The organism is Prevotella sp. PTAC, assembly GCF_013166535.1.
Taxonomy (GTDB): Bacteria; Bacteroidota; Bacteroidia; order Bacteroidales; family Bacteroidaceae; genus Prevotella.
On record NZ_JABKKK010000004.1, the window covers coordinates 44331 to 59914 of the forward strand.

Below are 15584 nucleotides of genomic sequence, written 5' to 3' on the forward strand. Positions count from 1 at the left end.
ACGTAAAAATACCCACAGATTTATGGCAGACTATATACGATTTGACTGGGCTATGAAGCGTATGCTCCGCAACAAAGCCAATTTCGGAGTTCTCGAAGGATTGTTGACAACACTGCTCGAAGAAAAGATAACCATTCGGCACATGCTTGAAAGCGAAAGCAATCAGGAGGAAGAATACGATAAGTATAATCGTGTGGATATGTTGGCCGAAAATTCGAAGGGCGAACTGATATTGGTTGAAGTGCAGAACAATAATGAGTTCGCGTATTTTCAACGCATGCTTTTCGGCACGTCTAAGCTTGTGACTGAATATATCAAGCGCGGAGAGGACTATCAGAATGTGAGAAAGATATATAGTGTGAACATTGTTTATTTCTCGCTCGGGCACGGGTCGGACTATGCCTATCACGGAACTACGGGGTTCAGGGGAATGCACGACAATGATATCTTGCAACTGTCGCCGTTTCAGGCGGAAAAGTTTAAAGTCGATACGGTGAGCAAACTTTTCCCCGAATACTATATATTAAAGGTGAACGACTTTAACAGGATGGCCAAGACACCGCTCGAAGAATGGATATACTATCTGAATACAGGAAATATTCCTGAAAAGTCTAACGCTCCAGGACTTGATGAGGCAAGGCAACGGCTATTGCTTGATCGCATGACAAAAGACGAACTTGCCGCTTATTACAGACACCTTGACAATATCGTTATATTGCGTGACAATATAACAACAGAGCGTGCGGAAGGTAGAGCCGAGGGAAGAGCGGAAGGGGAAGCCCGGGGGCGTATTAAGGAAAAGTTGGAAATAGCCAGAAAGATGAAAGTTTTGGGTATAGACACGGTGACGATTGCCGGAGTGACAGGACTGAATGAAAGTGATATATCCGCATTATAGTATCTCTGGGAAACGGAATAATGAATAAACTCATAACTATACTCGGGCCCACGGCCAGCGGAAAGACTGCGCTTGCCGCCGCGCTTGCCGCGGATACAGGAGCCGAGATCATAAGTGGAGACAGTCGTCAGGTTTACAGGCGGATGGACATAGGGACAGGAAAAGATATTGCCGACTATGTCGTAGATGGAAGAAAAGTGCCGTATCATCTGATTGATATAGCCGAGCCTGGGACAAAATATAACCTGTTTCAGTATCAACACGACTTCTTGAAAGCCTATGATGATATTACGGCTCGGGGTGTTTTGCCGATACTTTGCGGCGGCACGGGGCTGTATATAGAATCCGTGCTCAAAGGATACAGACTGGCCTCGGTACCGGAAAACAAGACTCTCAGAATGTCGCTTGAAGGCAAGACGCTTGGAGAACTGACCGCAATACTGATAGAGTTGAAGCAAAGGAACGGCTCGAACATGCACAATACCACGGATGTGGATACGGCAAAGAGGGCGATCAGGGCAATAGAGATAGAGACATTCAACGGAGAAAACCCGACAGCTGCGGCCATGATGCCGTCGATAGACTCTTTGGTTATAGGTATAGACATAGAGCGTGAGGAGCGGAGAAGGAAAATCTCCGCGCGGCTAAAAAGCCGGCTCGAAGAGGGGATGGTGGATGAGATAAGGGCGTTGCTCGATAGCGGAATACCGGCGGATGACCTTATTTATTACGGTCTCGAATATAAGTTCGTGACGGAATACATAATAGGAAAACTTTCTTATGATGAGATGTACGGGCGGTTGGAGATAGCCATCCATCAGTTTGCCAAACGGCAGATGACATGGTTCAGGGGGATGGAGCGCAGAGGGATAAATATTCATTGGATAAACTCAACATTGTCTTTGGATAAGAAGTTTGAAGAGATAAAACAATTGATGGGCGGATGGTAAATCCGTTTGGATGAAACGATAATATTTCAATAGAAAATACGATAATGGCAGTTGAAGCATCAAGATGGGGAATACTTTATTGTCCCAAGAAAGGAATAAACCGCAGACGCAGGCAATGGGAAAAAGTGCGTCGTGCTCTTGATGAGCGCGGTGTGCTTTATGATTTTGTTCAAAGTGAGAATACGGATAGCGTGGAACGGCTGATGCGTATGCTGATACACAACGGATACAAGACAATAATCATTGTCGGTGGAGACTCTGCGCTTAATGATGCTGTGAACTGTCTCATGATGGAGGAAAAGAATGTAAGGGACGGGATAGTTCTCGGTGTTATCCCTAACGGTGTGGTGAATGATTTCGCACGGTTCTGGAACTTCAAGGAAAGCAATATCGTGCAGACTATAGACTGGCTCGTCAAGCATAGGGTGAGGAGAATAGACCTTGGATGCATACGTTATACGAACAAGAGGGGAGAGAAATGTCACCGCTATTTCCTGAATTGTGTGAACATAGGTCTTATTGCCGATATAATGAATCTGCGGCGTCAGACCCGCAGTCTGCTTGGATCGCGTACCCTGTCGTTTTTTGTCTCTTTGGTGTTAATGGTTTTCCATCGTCTTGATTATAAGGTGGATGTGAAAATAAATTCGGATGTAATAAAGAGAAGGGTCATGACGATATGTGTGGGAAGCGGTCCGGGATACGGACAGACACCCAATGCCGTGCCATACAACGGTCTGCTTGATGTTTCTGTGGTCTATCATCCGGAGGTTGTCCAATTGATTGGTGGTTTGTGGCTTCTTGTTACAGGGCGTTTCCTTAATCATCGTTGTGTCCATCCTTATCGCACTCGTGAGGTTATTGTGCGTGAGGCGAAGCATGCGATGGTTGGTATAGATGGAAGATTGATGAAAACACCGGTCGGGGAGTATAGGATAAGTGTGGAACAGGAATTGATAAACTTCCTTATTCCTGACTGATAAGATATTATTATGATTGGTACAAATGCTTTTATATCGGCATCTGTACTGTTTCCACCGGCCTGTCTGTTTCTTACCGGCAGTTTGTATGTTTTTTGTCTCAGGATGAAAAATGTCTGTTGTCAGCCAGGTGGTTATGCCTATTGTATGGCTGGAGTCATCCCTTTTTCGATATGTTTTGCAGTTTGGTCTCGTTGATAATCTTTATTTTGCGGCCGTCGGTGGCAATAAGGCACTCGGAAGCGAAAGCGGACAGGGTGCGGATAGCATTGCTTGTGGTCATGTTTGACATGTTTGCGAGGTCTTCTCTGCTCGGGTTGATGCTCAGTGTGCTTCCGTCTTCTTCTATGCCGTATTTCTCTTTGAGAAAAAGCAGAGACTCCGCAAGTCTGGCACGGACATGTTTTTTTGTAAGGCTTATAGTCCGCATGTCGGCAGCGCCAAGCATCATTGACAGTTCTTTTATGAAATAAAGAGACAGAACGGTATTCTCGGATATTAATTTTTTTATGACTTTAATCGGTATCATACACACGGTTGAGTCTTCAAATGCGGAAGCTCCTGTTATATAATTCTCATCGGCAAATGCCGCTCTGTATCCGAAAAAGCCTTTTTCACCGATTATTCTTACGATCTGATTATGGTTGTTGCACTCAATAAAAACCTTGACTTTGCCTTTCAGCAGGCACATGATGTATTCCGGGCGTTCGTTTTCCTTGTATATAGGTTCGTTTTTCGGGAATATCCTTATTTCAATGTTGTCTAATAAAAAATTGCGTTGTTTGTCGGTAAGCGGATCCCACAAAACCGATATTGATTTTGCAATATCAGTTTTTACTGTGTTTATGTTTCTGTTCATGGCTATTGGGGTTTATATCCTTAGTGCAAAAATAGCAAAAAAACCTATAAAACAGTATAATCTTATGTGAAATGTATTACATGGTATGTAAAAAAGTATGCTTTTATTAAATATTACTGTTTTTGTTTTGTAATGCCGATGAAATTTCTTAATTTTGGAAATGATTTGTGAGACAATTTGTACGGATTGTTCAGCAATAAATATAAGATAAAAGCGGATGCTAACTAATGAATTAAAAACCTTAATATAGGAACTATGAGTTATTTACGATTTGAGAAAGCTGTAATGACCAACTTGGAAGAGTCTCTACGTCGTGAATTGCTGAGAACCAATCGGTCGGGCGCTTATTCGTGTTCGACGTTGGCGGATTGTAATACACGCAAATATCATGGCCTGCTTGTCGTGCCCGTACCGGAGCTTGACGATGAGAACCATGTGCTGCTGTCTTCACTTGATGTCACGGTAATTCAGCATGGGGCGGAGTTCAATCTCGGACTTCATAAGTATCAAGGAAATAATTACAGTCCGAAAGGTCACAAGTACATTCGTGAGTTTGACTGTGACAAAGTGCCTACAACCTTGTATCGTGTCGGTGGAGTGTTGTTGAAGAAAGAGGTTGTCTTCCAACATCATGAGGATCGTATATTGTTGCGTTATACCCTTGTTGACGCTCATTCGGCAACGACATTGCGTTTCAGGCCGTTCCTTGCGTTCCGGAGCGTAAGGCAGTTTACACATGAGAATTCTACTGCCAGCCGCGAGTATCATCTGATAGACAACGGTATCAAGACGTGCATGTATTGCGGATATCCTGATTTGTATATGCAGTTCAGCAAGAAGAATGAGTTTGTTTTCCAGCCAGACTGGTATCGTGGAGTGGAGTATCCCAAAGAGCAGGAACGCGGTTATGCCTCAAATGAGGACCTGTATGTGCCCGGATACTTCGAGATGCCGATAAAGAAAGGCGAGACGATTGTTTTTGCCGCGTCCACTTCGTCTATCCGTACGAGCGGATTGAAGAAGTTGTTTGATTACGAAGTTGAGAAACGGTCACCGCGTGATAATTTCTTTCACTGTCTGGTGAATGCGGCTCACCAGTTCTATAATGAAAAAGGGAACGAGCGTTATTTCCTGTCCGGATACCCTTGGTTTAAGAGTCGGGCCAGAGATACGTTTGTCTCTTTGCCTGGACTGACGCTTGCGATTGACGAACAGGATAAATTCGAACTCGTGATGAATACAGCGGAGAAGGCACTGCGTGAGTTTATGGAAGATAAACCGTTGACGGTGAATATCTATGAGATGGAGCAACCTGATGTATTGTTATGGGCTGTATGGGCTATTCAGCAGTATCGCAAAGCTGCCGGAGCTGAGAAATTCATCGCAATGTATGGCAAACTGCTTCAAGACATTATCAGGTATATAATAGAAGGAAAGCATCCTAATCTGCGTCTTGACGATAATGGCCTGCTGTATAGCAACGGCCGTGACCGTGCTGTGACGTGGATGAACTCTACGGCAAACGGCCGTCCGGTTGTTCCTCGTACCGGATATATCGTCGAATTTAACGCTTTATGGTATAATGCTTTGAAGTTCTGTGCGGCAATAGCCGCTGAGGCAGGAAAGGAAGGTGCCGTAAAGTCGCTCGAAGAAAGGGCGGAGTTGTGTAAGACATCATTTGTCGATACATTCCTTAACGAATACGGATACCTTCTTGACTACGTGGATGGCAATATGATGGATTGGAGCGTGCGTCCGAATATGATATTCGCCGTGGCGTTCGATTATTCGCCGTTGAACCAGGACCAGAAGAAAAGCGTGCTTGATGTCTGCACACGTGAGTTGCTTACTCCGAAAGGTCTTCGCTCCTTGTCTCCTAAGAGTGGCGGGTATAACCCTATGTATGTAGGTGCGCAGACACAACGTGACTATGCTTACCATCAGGGTACGGCATGGCCGTGGCTTGGCGGCTTTTATATGGAAGCGTGTCTGAAACTTTATAAGCGCACGCGCTTGCGTTTCATTGAGCGTCAGATGGTCGGATATGAAGATGAGATGAACTATCATGCCCTTGGCACCATATCTGAGTTGTTTGACGGTAATCCGCCGTTCCATGGCCGTGGAGGCATGTCTTTTGCCATGAATGTCGCCGAGATATTGCGTACATTGAAACTTCTTGAGAAATACACATACCAGAAATAAAGGGAGGATAAGACTATGAAAGTATTAATGTTTGGTTGGGAATATCCCCCTCATGTATACGGCGGACTCGCCACGGCCAATTACGGAATAACAGAAGGGCTGCATGCCCAGGGTGATATGGATATTACTTTGTGTCTGCCAAAGCCTTGGGGCGATGAAGACAGAAGTGCCGCCAATATTTTGGCGATGAACGCAGTGCCGATAGCCTGGCGTGATGTAGACTATGAATATGTAAGAAATCGTGTGGGGAATATAATGTCTCCGGAACTTTATTATAAGTTGCGTGACAATATTTATGCCGATTTCAACTATATGAACGTGAACGATCTCGGTTGCATGGAGTTTGCCGGCGGATATCCGTCAAATCTGCATGAAGAGATAAACAACTACTCGATAATAGCAGGTGTGGTTGCCCGTGCCGAGGATTTTGACATAATACATGCCCATGACTGGCTTACTTATCCTGCCGGTATACACGCGAAGCAGGTTAGCGGGAAACCCCTTTGTATCCATGTGCATGCCACAGACTTTGATAGAAGCCGCGGGCAGGTTAACCCCACTGTTTATTCGATAGAAAAGAACGGTATGGATTGGGCCGATTGCATAATGTGTGTGAGTGAGCTTACACGCCAGACAGTCATCAATCAGTATCATCAGGATCCGCGTAAATGCTTCACGGTTCATAATGCTGTTTATCCGTTGAAACAGGAATATGCGGATATTCCGCGTCCGGATCATACCAATAAGGACAAGGTTGTCACTTTCCTTGGTAGGATTACCATGCAGAAAGGTCCGGAGTACTTCGTGGAGGCGGCCAATATGGTGCTCCACCGCACACGAAACGTTCGTTTCTGTATGGCCGGCTCGGGCGATATGATGAACGCCATGATTCATCTTGCTGCCGAACGCGGTATCGCCGACCGTTTCCATTTCCCGGGATTTATGCGCGGCAAGCAGGTATACGAATGCCTGAAAGACTCGGATGTATATGTGATGCCGTCTGTAAGTGAGCCTTTCGGCATATCGCCCCTTGAAGCGATGCAGTGCGGTACACCCTCTATCATATCTAAACAGAGCGGATGTGCCGAGATTCTTACCAACTGCATAAAGGTTGATTATTGGGACATACATGCCCTTGCCGATGCCATTTACTCTATCTGTGCCAACGACAGCCTCTTCAAATACTTGAAAGAAGAGGGTAAGCGTGAGGTTGACCAGATAACATGGGAGAAAGTAGGCCTGTGGATACGTGAGCTGTATGAGCGCACATTGGGAACCAGACAATGAAATAACGATAAACAGAAATACAGAAACAATTATGAAAACAATATGTCTATACTTTGAGATACATCAGATAATCCATCTCAAAAGGTACCGTTTCTTTGACATAGGTACGGACCATTACTACTATGACGATTATGAGAACGAGCGTAGCATAAGTGATATTGCGGAGCGTTCTTATATGCCGGCATTGAATACTCTTCTTCAAATGATAAAGGAGAACGACCGGTATTTCAAGGTTGCCTTTTCTCTTTCGGGTGTCGGTATAGAGCAGTTGGAGATGCATGCGCCGCAGGTTCTCGATAAGTTGCAGGAGCTTAACGATACCGGATGTGTGGAGTTTCTTGCTGAGCCGTATTCCCACGGACTGTCATCATTGGCGAATGAGGAGACATTTGTTGCCGACGTGAAAAAGCAATGTGGGAAAATAGAAGAGTATTTCGGGAAGAAACCGACCGTACTTCGCAACTCATCGCTCATATATAGCGATGATATAGGCGGGCAGGTGGCGGCCATGGGTTTCACGGGAATGCTCACCGAGGGTGCCAAGCACGTGCTCGGTTGGAAGTCATCGCACTATGTATATAACTGCAACATAGCCCCGAGCCTTAAACTTCTGCTCCGCGATGTAGAGTTGAGCGATGATATTTCTTTGCGGTTCAGCAATACCGATTGGCCCGGTTATCCGTTGTTTGCCGATACATACGTTAACCGTATAGCCTCTTTGCCGCAGGAGGAGCAGGTGATAAACATCTTCATGGAACTCTCGGCACTCGGTATCGCCCAGCCGCTTTCATCCAATATACTTGAATTCCTGCGTGCCATTCCTGGATGTGCGCGTGAGAAAGGCATCACGTTCTCCACTCCTACGGAAATTTGCAAGATGACGAAGAGTGTAGGGAATTTGGATGTTCCCGATACATTGTCATGGGTAGACGAGGAGCGCGATGTCAGTTGCTGGCTGGGAAATGCCATGCAGCGTGAGGCGTTCAACAAGTTGTACAGCATCGCCGATCGTGTACGCATCGCCCGGGATCCTCGTGTAAATCAGGATTGGGACTACTTGCAGGCAAGCAATAACTTCCGTTTCATGACTACAAAGCCGTCTAACGTGGGGCTCGACCGTGGCATATACAGCGATCCCTTCGATGCTTTCACCAACTATATGAACATCCTTGGCGACTTCATCAACCGCGTGAACAGTCTCTATCCGGAGGAGATAGATAATGAAGAACTTAACAGTCTGCTCACGACAATCAAGAACCAGGGCGATGAGATTGAGATGAAAGATAAGGAAATCAGCCGTTTGAAGACAAAGTTAGCCAAGATGGAAGCGGCCGAGATAAAGGTAAAGTCAGAAAAGAAAGCAACTGTCAGGAAAGCCGCAGCCAAGAAACCGGCGGTAAAAAAGGAAGCAATTAAGGCAGAAGATACGACGAAGTGAAAAACATCGGTAGGATGTTCTAATTTGATTACATAAATAAAAAGGAGCGGTATTGCCGCTCCTTTTTATTTATAGCCATAGTTGAATTTTTTAATTTGAAACTCCTTCTTATATCACCAGTCATAGCCGTACATTTTAATTGTGAAATACAGAGAGGGATAAAAGCGGCATGCCTGTCGTGATTTTACACTTTCGGCCGAGTGATGTTTGTTAATGTAGGTGGTACCGGGCTGGTGTGTATAAAACTTAAATCACCGATATGCTCCATACAGAGTCATATCGGTGATTTAAACATTCGTGCTTATTTCCGGCTGACATGTCCTGATAATGGGTGCCGCCTTATTTGATTTTCACGATGATAGTATTTAATTTGTCATCGGCACTTGAATTTCCTACCATCAGTTCGTACTTGCCCGGTACAACCCGCATGGTGTTCGTCGCGGTGTCCCAGCCTTCGAAACTCTCTCTCGGCAGGTCGATGACGGCCGTTTGCTTCTCGCCGGCTTTCAGTCCTATGCGCTTGTATGCCCGCAGGGTCTTTATAGGACCTTCTGTGTCGGCCGTGTTGCGCATGTATACCTGCACCACCTCCTCGCCGTCACGGTCTCCGGTGTTTTTGATTTCCACCGTCAGTTTGCCTTTTCTGGCGTTGTACGACGGTTTGCCTGCCTCGAACGTGGTGTAGCTCAGTCCGTGTCCGAACGGGAACAGGGGCTCGCCTTTGAAGTACCTGTATGTGCGTCCGGCCATTCGGTAGTCTTCGAAATCAGGCAGTTGGTCGGTGTTCTTGTAGAAGGTCACCGGCAGCTTGCCGCTCGGGTTATAATCGCCGAAGATAATGTCGGCCACAGCCTCTCCGCCGCGCTCTCCTCCGTACCAGGCCTGTATTATGGCGTCGCAGTGCTCGCTTTCAGGTACAAGTGCCATGGCACTGCCCGAGCAGTTGACGAATATAACCTTCTTTCCTGCCTCGTGAAGCATGGCGAGCATGTCGCGCTGCACCTGTGGCAGTTCGATGCTCGTGCGGTCGCCCCCTTTGAAGCCCGGTTCGTCAACCCTCATTTCCTCCCCTTCGAGGCGTGGAGATATTCCGCCTACGAAAATCACCGTTCCTGCGTCACCTATCTCGGCAAGTAGTTTCTCACGTGTGGGGTTGCTCTTGCTCGCAATGTCGAATTGCAGTGTAGCCATGTCGTACCTCTGCGTGTAATCAAGTTTGATGTCATAGCGTTTTCCTGCCACGATGTCAATCTCGGTAGTCTTGTATCCGAGTTTGTCGCTTCGCTTCTCCACGTCTATGATAGTGTCTCCGTTCACCGTCAGCACGCCTCTGTCGTCGCATTGCAGGGTGATTTGCAGTTTCTCGTTTTCCGTGGCGGTGTATGTGCCCTCATATCTGGCCGAGAAATTTTCCAGGTTCACTCCCGGTGCAAACACCGTGTTTCCGCCGTTGCTCAGGTTTATTGGCTCTGTGAGATATGCCGTTGCCACCGGCTCACCCTTGTGGTCGGTGTTGTTCCGGTATGTCGCTTTCATGCCCCGTTTTCCGTCGGGTGATGTGATGTTGCCGAAACGGCTTTCGTGCACCTCGCCTCGTGTCAGGCCGCATCCCCTTATATATTTTACGTTGCCGGCCTTGTTTCTTATACCTTGCAGCACGGTTACCGTCTGTGTGGGAAATCCGCTGTAATTGCCCCACATCATTACCGAGTCGGCGGCATTTGGTCCCATGACTACGATAGAACTGTTTGTCGATGTGAAAGCACCGTCACGCTCCTTTTTATTCTTCATGCCTCTGTTCTCAATCCCGGAGCCGTATTTGTTCAACGGCAGCGCTCCGTTCTTGTTCATCAGCAGCACGGTGCCTTTGCGTGCCATGTCGAGTGCCATTTGTTTGTGTTCCTTGCATGCTATCACGCTCGACGGGATTTTCGCCCATTCCACGGTTTCTTCCGGATCGAAGTCTCCAAGCACGATGCGTGCCATGAGCAGCCTTTTCAGGCTGCGGTCGATGTCCGCCTCGCTGATGTCTCCCCGTTCCACGGCCTCAGGCAGTTTGTTGTATTCCGCTCCGCACTCCACGTCGGTGCCCGCAAGCACGGCTTTTGCCGATGCCGATGCCGCGTCTTTCGACACTCCGTGGCGTCCGGGCTTGTAGAAGTCGCCGATAGCTCCGCAGTCGCTCGTGATAACCCCGTCAAATCCCCACTCGTCGCGCAGTATCTGCTGCTCGTATCTGGCGCTTCCGCAACACGGCTCACCGTCTATCCGCTGGTAGGCGCACATCACTTCGGCCACTTTTCCTTTCTGCACGAGAGCCTTGAAGGCCGGCATGTACGTCTCCCACAGGTCGCGTGCCGGCAGGTTCTCGATGTTGAACGAGTGGCGGTTCCATTCCGGACCGCTGTGCACGGCGAAGTGCTTCGCGCACGCAAGCAGTTTGAGGTGTCGCGCGTCTTCCGGGCCTTGCAGTCCGCGTACCACGGCCAGGCCCATCTTTTCCGTCAGATACGGGTCTTCGCCGTATGTCTCTTGCCCGCGTCCCCACCTCGGGTCGCGGAATATGTTGATATTGGGCGTCCAGAAAGACAATCCCTGATATCTGTCTATTCTGCCGCGTTTTCTTGCCTCGTTGTTCTTGGCGCGTGCCTCGTCGCTCACCGCGGTGAACACCTTTTCGAGCAGCTCGTCGTCCCATGACGACGCCATGGCCATGGTGATGGGGAAGACGGTTGTGAAGCCGTTGCGCCCCACGCCGTGCAGCGCCTCGTTCCACCATTCGAACTGCGGGATGCCGAGTCTCGGTATTGCCGGCGAGCCGTTTCTCATCAGTTTAACCTTCTCTGTGAGTGTCAGTCGTCCTATAAGGTCGTCGGCCCGTTGTTCGGCAGTCAGATTGGTGTCCCGGTAGGGTAGTGTCTGCGCTACGGCGTGCATGGCGCATGTAGTCAGCAGTGCGGTGAGAATATTCCGTATTTTCATTCGTACTCCGGTATGTTATTTGATGACAACTTTTCTTTTATTGATGATATATATACCTTTTGGCAACGTCTCGATGTCCGTTCCCGCCATGCGTCCGTCGAGGGTGTATACTCTGTTGTCATATACGGTGTCCACGTTCTTTATCACGCTGTCTATTCCGGTTGATAAAGACCCGTCTTCGTTTATTACATATCCCATGATTGTTCCGCCGGCGTTCTGTGCTTCGGTGATGTCGGCCACGAGACTGTTTAGATAGTTCTCAAGGTTTGTATATCCGTTATCTGCAGTCTTTGCGCCGTCGGTCTTGTCGTTGGGGTTCAGGCCGTTTGCCGTTTCCCACTCATCTGGTATTCCGTCGCCGTCGCTATCCTTAGGCGCTTCGGTACCGTTGAGCACTGGCCATCCTCCGCAGTCGTCCTGGCTGTTGACAAATCCCTTTCCAAGTCCCGAGCCTGTGTATGTCGCCTTGCCGTTGCGGGCATCGGCGGCCAGTGTATTGTCGTATGAGTCGCGGCTCTTGCTGCATCCCGCATAGTCGAGAACCCGGCTGTAAGCGTCTTCGGCCGTGTGTGTCGTAACGGCGACGAAGTCTATGGGCGTGTTTATCCTCATCGTGTCCTTTGTCACCGGTGTGAAGGTGTTGTCGACCTTGCTGTTCGTGATCTGGTTGTATATGCCGTATGTCCAGTTGTCTTTCGTCACGTCGCTGTATTTTGGGTTCACGTTGCCGTCGACAAAGAATTTTCCCCACACACGCCACATGATATCCCATTCGTTGGGGTTGTCGGTGTCGTGCTTGGTATACGATGATGTGCGTATGCCGATGTTGGCTATCCGTCGTTGTATGGTGGTGTTGCGGCTCTCCGTGCCGGGACCTGGCTTGTAGTAGTTTTTTACGATGTTCACGTTCATACCCTCGCCACCGTAGCATCCCTCGCCGGCCCAGTTGTATATCACGTTGTTGCGCATGTCCATGCGCTCGTCTGTCTGGGTGCCGGGGCGCGGTCCGAGGCGCGGAGTGCGTGACGTGTGGTGAATCATGAGGTTGTGGTGATATGAAGCCCCGCTTCCTCCCCAGTTGCCGCCGTATCCGTGGGCGCCTTTCGAGTGTCCGGAGTTCACCATGCTGTGCGACGCTATGCACCACTGCACCGTGGTGTTGTGGCATCCGTAGAGCGACAGGCACTCATCCACGCTCCAACTCACCGAGCAGTGGTCTACGATAATGTTTTTCTTGTCCATTCCGCCGAGTCCGTCACCCTCGTGCTGGTCTACGTGGCGGTTACCTACACGGAAGCGGAGATAGCGGATGATGACGTTGTCGGCACTGATCTGAAACGGATAGTCGGCGATGCAGATGCCGTCGCCCGGTGCCGTCTGTCCGGCTATGGTCACATCGCCGCGGTTCAGCTTGAGCTGTGATTTGAGATATATCGTTCCCGACACGTCGAATACAATCGTGCGCTTTCCGCTTCTGCCGCATGCCCAACGGAACGAGCCTTCCTGGCCTGTGTCCTCGAGCGTGGTCACGTGATACACAGTGCCTCCACGGCCGCCCGTGGTGTAGCGTCCGAAACCCTCTGCTCCGGGGAAAGCCGGCAGTTTCTCCTTTGTGTCGGCCGCTCCGGCCGGCATTGCCGCCGTTGTGAGCATGAGTGACATTACACCCATGATGATGCTTTTATCTATTCTCATGATTTTAAGTAAATAGGTTAGATTGATATTATCATTAATTGTTGTAAAGGTAATAAAAAATATTGGAAGGGCGGTTGCCGTGCGGCCATTATTTGAATATTTTTAATACAATGATTGTCAGAGTCGTAGCAGGTGCTCGGAATAATTTTTACAAAATGCTGTTTAAAACTCGCTCGTTTTAAAATATAAATATGCCGGTCGCAAATACGCAAGTTTTAATGCGTTTTATGTAACATATTGTGTATCAATGTTATATGCTTATTGGCGCACGATACTGGAGATATATGCTTTTCTGTTTCTTGCAATAAGGCCCTCGTTAGGTTGCATTTAGCGTCTCGTTGGAAGACAACGAGTATCCCGTTGTCTTCCAACGAGACGCTAAATGCAACCTAACGGGATGCCCGTTGCAAAAAAAATAAAAAATGATGGCACATCCGTGAACATTCTATCGCGATGTGTATGGCCGTCTGTATCGTGTTGTTTTTCTATTTCTCGAAAAAAGAAAGTGTTGAATTTGTGACTTTTTTATTACGAAACCAACATGGTACAGAGTGGCAAGGCACTTTTCATTCGGATAAAAAAGAGGAGGGAGCCGGCTTGCATGGCGGTTCCCTCCTCATTGTCATTGTTTGTAATTATGCTTACTCGGCCGCATACCAGCGCGGGTCGCCTGCGCTGATGAATGCTTTGAGGGTAAAGTCGCCGTTGGCGGGGTCGGTAAACAGGTCGTCGGCCGTGCCCTCGAACGTCATGTCCGTGGTGAACTTGTTGCCTGCCAGCACGAAGTCGGAAGTCATGTAAGAGTTAGAGAAATTGGTAGTTCCGTCGGTGCGGATGCCTTTCGCTTTCTCGTTGTTTGTCTTCGCGAATATCGTGTTGGTGACATTTGTCGTCACGCTTGAGCCTTGTGCGTCGATGAAATACCTTCCGCTGCCGATGATGTCGTAGAATGTACAGTCTGCAATGTCTATCTTCTCGACCGTTGCGTTGGGACATTGTATCACGTTGTGCTTCATCGTGCTGAGCGTAGAGTTCTTGATGGCGATGTTTCTTACCGTATATGCGGCGTTGTTGAAGTACATCAGCGCATATCCGTCTCCCTCGTTGTGTATGATGGAGTTGTCTATCACGAGGTTCTCTATGGTCTTCGGTGTATCGCCTTGCAGGCGCACGAGAGAGCGGGGCATGTCGGTCATCATGAAATCCTTGAATTCGAGCGTGCCCACGGTGCACCCGGCAGACTGGTTGATGAGATAGTCGCATCCTCCGTTGGTAACCTTCACGTTCTCGAAGCGGACGAACGCGTGGCTGCCGTCCAGGCCGATAGACTTGGACAGGTTGATGACGGGAGCGTCGCCTCCGGCAAGTCCGAAGAATGTCACTGACATTCCGTCGGGAATCTTGATGCTTGTCGCGCTGCCGTCGGTATCGGACACGCCGTGGATGTCTATCGTGGTGTTGGCCGGAATACCTATTGTGGCACTGTAGCTGGCGGTGCTGCCGGCTGCTTCCTGTGCCATCCGGGCTATCTCTTGGAGCAGGGTGGTGGTTATGACGTCTACTCCCTCTTCGAGCATGTACTTGAAGTCGGCGGCAGGCATGGCGGCCGTCGTGCTGGCGGTGAGCTGTCCGCGCTTAGCCTCGCCGTTGAAGATAGTGAACACGTATGTGCTCGACGGTGCGAGGTTTGTCACGGTGTATTCGCCGGCAGCCTTGTCCGTGTCTGTGAGTATGATGGAGTCTAACAGCTCTTCGTCTTGTCTCACGGTGATGGATGTCACGTCGGCATTCGGCATCCAGCTCAGGCGTATGCGGTCTTCGCTGCGGTCTTCGGCCGGAATCTCGTTGAATATTTGCTCGGCCTTTGTCCTGAAGGTCTTGCCTTCTCTGTAATATACCCATTTGGAGTCGGGCTTGTTGGTAGCCATGGCTTTCATTCTCATGTAGTATTTGGTGTCGCCGGCAAGTCCCTGCACCGTCACGGGAGACTTCTTGATGCTGCCGTCCGTTCCAACGACCAGTGCTTTCGGGCCGCCCATCTCCACCTCGTCGTAGAGAGTGTCGGTGCTGAACTCTATCACATAGTATTCGGCTCCTTGGATGGTGGAGAAGCTGACTGTGGCCTGTGTCTCTTCGGCTTCCACCGAGATGTTCTTGCCGTCTATTCCAAACAGTCGGTTGAACGAGCCGTCAGTCTCCCAGTCGTTTCCGTCTGTGCAGGCGGTAATGCCGAGCCCCAATGCTCCGGCAAAAGCGATGCTTAATATATTGTTTATTCTTTTCATCGTAAATT

Annotated in this window: 10 protein-coding genes; 6 read left to right on the forward strand and 4 right to left on the reverse strand. The window is 48.8% G+C overall.

Annotated elements, in window-relative coordinates:
• Positions 1-22: 22 nt before the first annotated feature.
• The 3 genes from HPS53_RS03860 to HPS53_RS03870 are packed head-to-tail and all read left to right on the forward strand — an operon-like array spanning position 23 to position 2828.
• Complete coding sequence (locus HPS53_RS03860; RefSeq protein WP_172204512.1) at positions 23-898, forward strand: PD-(D/E)XK nuclease family transposase; 876 nt, start codon at positions 23-25, stop codon at positions 896-898.
• A 20-nt stretch (positions 899-918) separates the two neighbouring features.
• Positions 919-1848 carry a tRNA (adenosine(37)-N6)-dimethylallyltransferase MiaA gene (miaA, locus tag HPS53_RS03865; RefSeq protein WP_104370319.1) on the forward strand — a complete coding sequence of 310 codons (930 nt, stop codon included), beginning with the start codon at positions 919-921 and terminating at the stop codon, positions 1846-1848.
• Between the two features lie 44 nt (positions 1849-1892).
• Complete coding sequence (locus HPS53_RS03870; protein WP_104370320.1) at positions 1893-2828, forward strand: diacylglycerol kinase family protein; 936 nt, start codon at positions 1893-1895, stop codon at positions 2826-2828.
• A gap of 157 nt (positions 2829-2985) precedes the next feature.
• Here the strand turns inward: HPS53_RS03870 and HPS53_RS03875 are convergent, their stop codons facing one another.
• Complete coding sequence (locus HPS53_RS03875; RefSeq protein ID WP_172204514.1) at positions 2986-3687, reverse strand: Crp/Fnr family transcriptional regulator; 702 nt, start codon at positions 3685-3687, stop codon at positions 2986-2988.
• A gap of 255 nt (positions 3688-3942) precedes the next feature.
• On the opposite strand from HPS53_RS03875, the gene HPS53_RS03880 reads away from it, so the two are divergent.
• Genes HPS53_RS03880 through HPS53_RS03890 form a run of 3 tightly spaced genes read left to right on the forward strand, consistent with a single transcriptional unit; the run spans position 3943 to position 8614 of the window.
• Positions 3943-5889 carry a glycogen debranching enzyme N-terminal domain-containing protein gene (locus tag HPS53_RS03880; RefSeq protein WP_172204516.1) on the forward strand — a complete coding sequence of 649 codons (1947 nt, stop codon included), beginning with the start codon at positions 3943-3945 and terminating at the stop codon, positions 5887-5889.
• Between the two features lie 15 nt (positions 5890-5904).
• Positions 5905-7176 carry a glycosyltransferase family 4 protein gene (locus HPS53_RS03885; RefSeq protein WP_104370323.1) on the forward strand — a complete coding sequence of 424 codons (1272 nt, stop codon included), beginning with the start codon at positions 5905-5907 and terminating at the stop codon, positions 7174-7176.
• A gap of 31 nt (positions 7177-7207) precedes the next feature.
• Positions 7208-8614, forward strand: a complete 1407-nt coding sequence (locus tag HPS53_RS03890; protein ID WP_172204518.1) for a glycoside hydrolase family 57 protein — start codon at positions 7208-7210, stop codon at positions 8612-8614.
• A 339-nt stretch (positions 8615-8953) separates the two neighbouring features.
• Here the strand turns inward: HPS53_RS03890 and xyl3A are convergent, their stop codons facing one another.
• From xyl3A to HPS53_RS03905, 3 genes are all read right to left on the reverse strand, one after another.
• A complete protein-coding gene (gene xyl3A, locus HPS53_RS03895; protein ID WP_172204521.1) occupies positions 8954-11596 on the reverse strand; it encodes a xylan 1,4-beta-xylosidase in 2643 nt (880 codons plus the stop codon).
• Between the two features lie 15 nt (positions 11597-11611).
• On the reverse strand, positions 11612-13291 hold the full coding sequence (locus tag HPS53_RS03900; protein WP_371741760.1) for a pectate lyase: 1680 nt from the start codon (positions 13289-13291) through the stop codon (positions 11612-11614).
• A gap of 641 nt (positions 13292-13932) precedes the next feature.
• On the reverse strand, positions 13933-15576 hold the full coding sequence (locus HPS53_RS03905; protein ID WP_104370325.1) for a DUF5123 domain-containing protein: 1644 nt from the start codon (positions 15574-15576) through the stop codon (positions 13933-13935).
• Positions 15577-15584 lie beyond the last annotated feature (8 nt).

Excerpts from the sequence above, each read along its gene's own strand:
- HPS53_RS03885 (WP_104370323.1), top strand. The coding sequence starts at position 5,905 with ATGAAAGTATTAATGTTTGGTTGGGAATATCCCCCTCATGTATACGGC.
- HPS53_RS03890 (WP_172204518.1), top strand. The coding sequence starts at position 7,208 with ATGAAAACAATATGTCTATACTTTGAGATACATCAGATAATCCATCTC.
- miaA (WP_104370319.1), top strand. The coding sequence starts at position 919 with ATGAATAAACTCATAACTATACTCGGGCCCACGGCCAGCGGAAAGACT.
- xyl3A (WP_172204521.1), bottom strand. The coding sequence starts at position 11,596 with ATGAAAATACGGAATATTCTCACCGCACTGCTGACTACATGCGCCATG.
- HPS53_RS03875 (WP_172204514.1), bottom strand. The coding sequence starts at position 3,687 with ATGAACAGAAACATAAACACAGTAAAAACTGATATTGCAAAATCAATA.
- HPS53_RS03905 (WP_104370325.1), bottom strand. The coding sequence starts at position 15,576 with ATGAAAAGAATAAACAATATATTAAGCATCGCTTTTGCCGGAGCATTG.
- HPS53_RS03900 (WP_371741760.1), bottom strand. The coding sequence starts at position 13,291 with ATGAGAATAGATAAAAGCATCATCATGGGTGTAATGTCACTCATGCTC.
- HPS53_RS03860 (WP_172204512.1), top strand. The coding sequence starts at position 23 with ATGGCAGACTATATACGATTTGACTGGGCTATGAAGCGTATGCTCCGC.
- HPS53_RS03870 (WP_104370320.1), top strand. The coding sequence starts at position 1,893 with ATGGCAGTTGAAGCATCAAGATGGGGAATACTTTATTGTCCCAAGAAA.
- HPS53_RS03880 (WP_172204516.1), top strand. The coding sequence starts at position 3,943 with ATGAGTTATTTACGATTTGAGAAAGCTGTAATGACCAACTTGGAAGAG.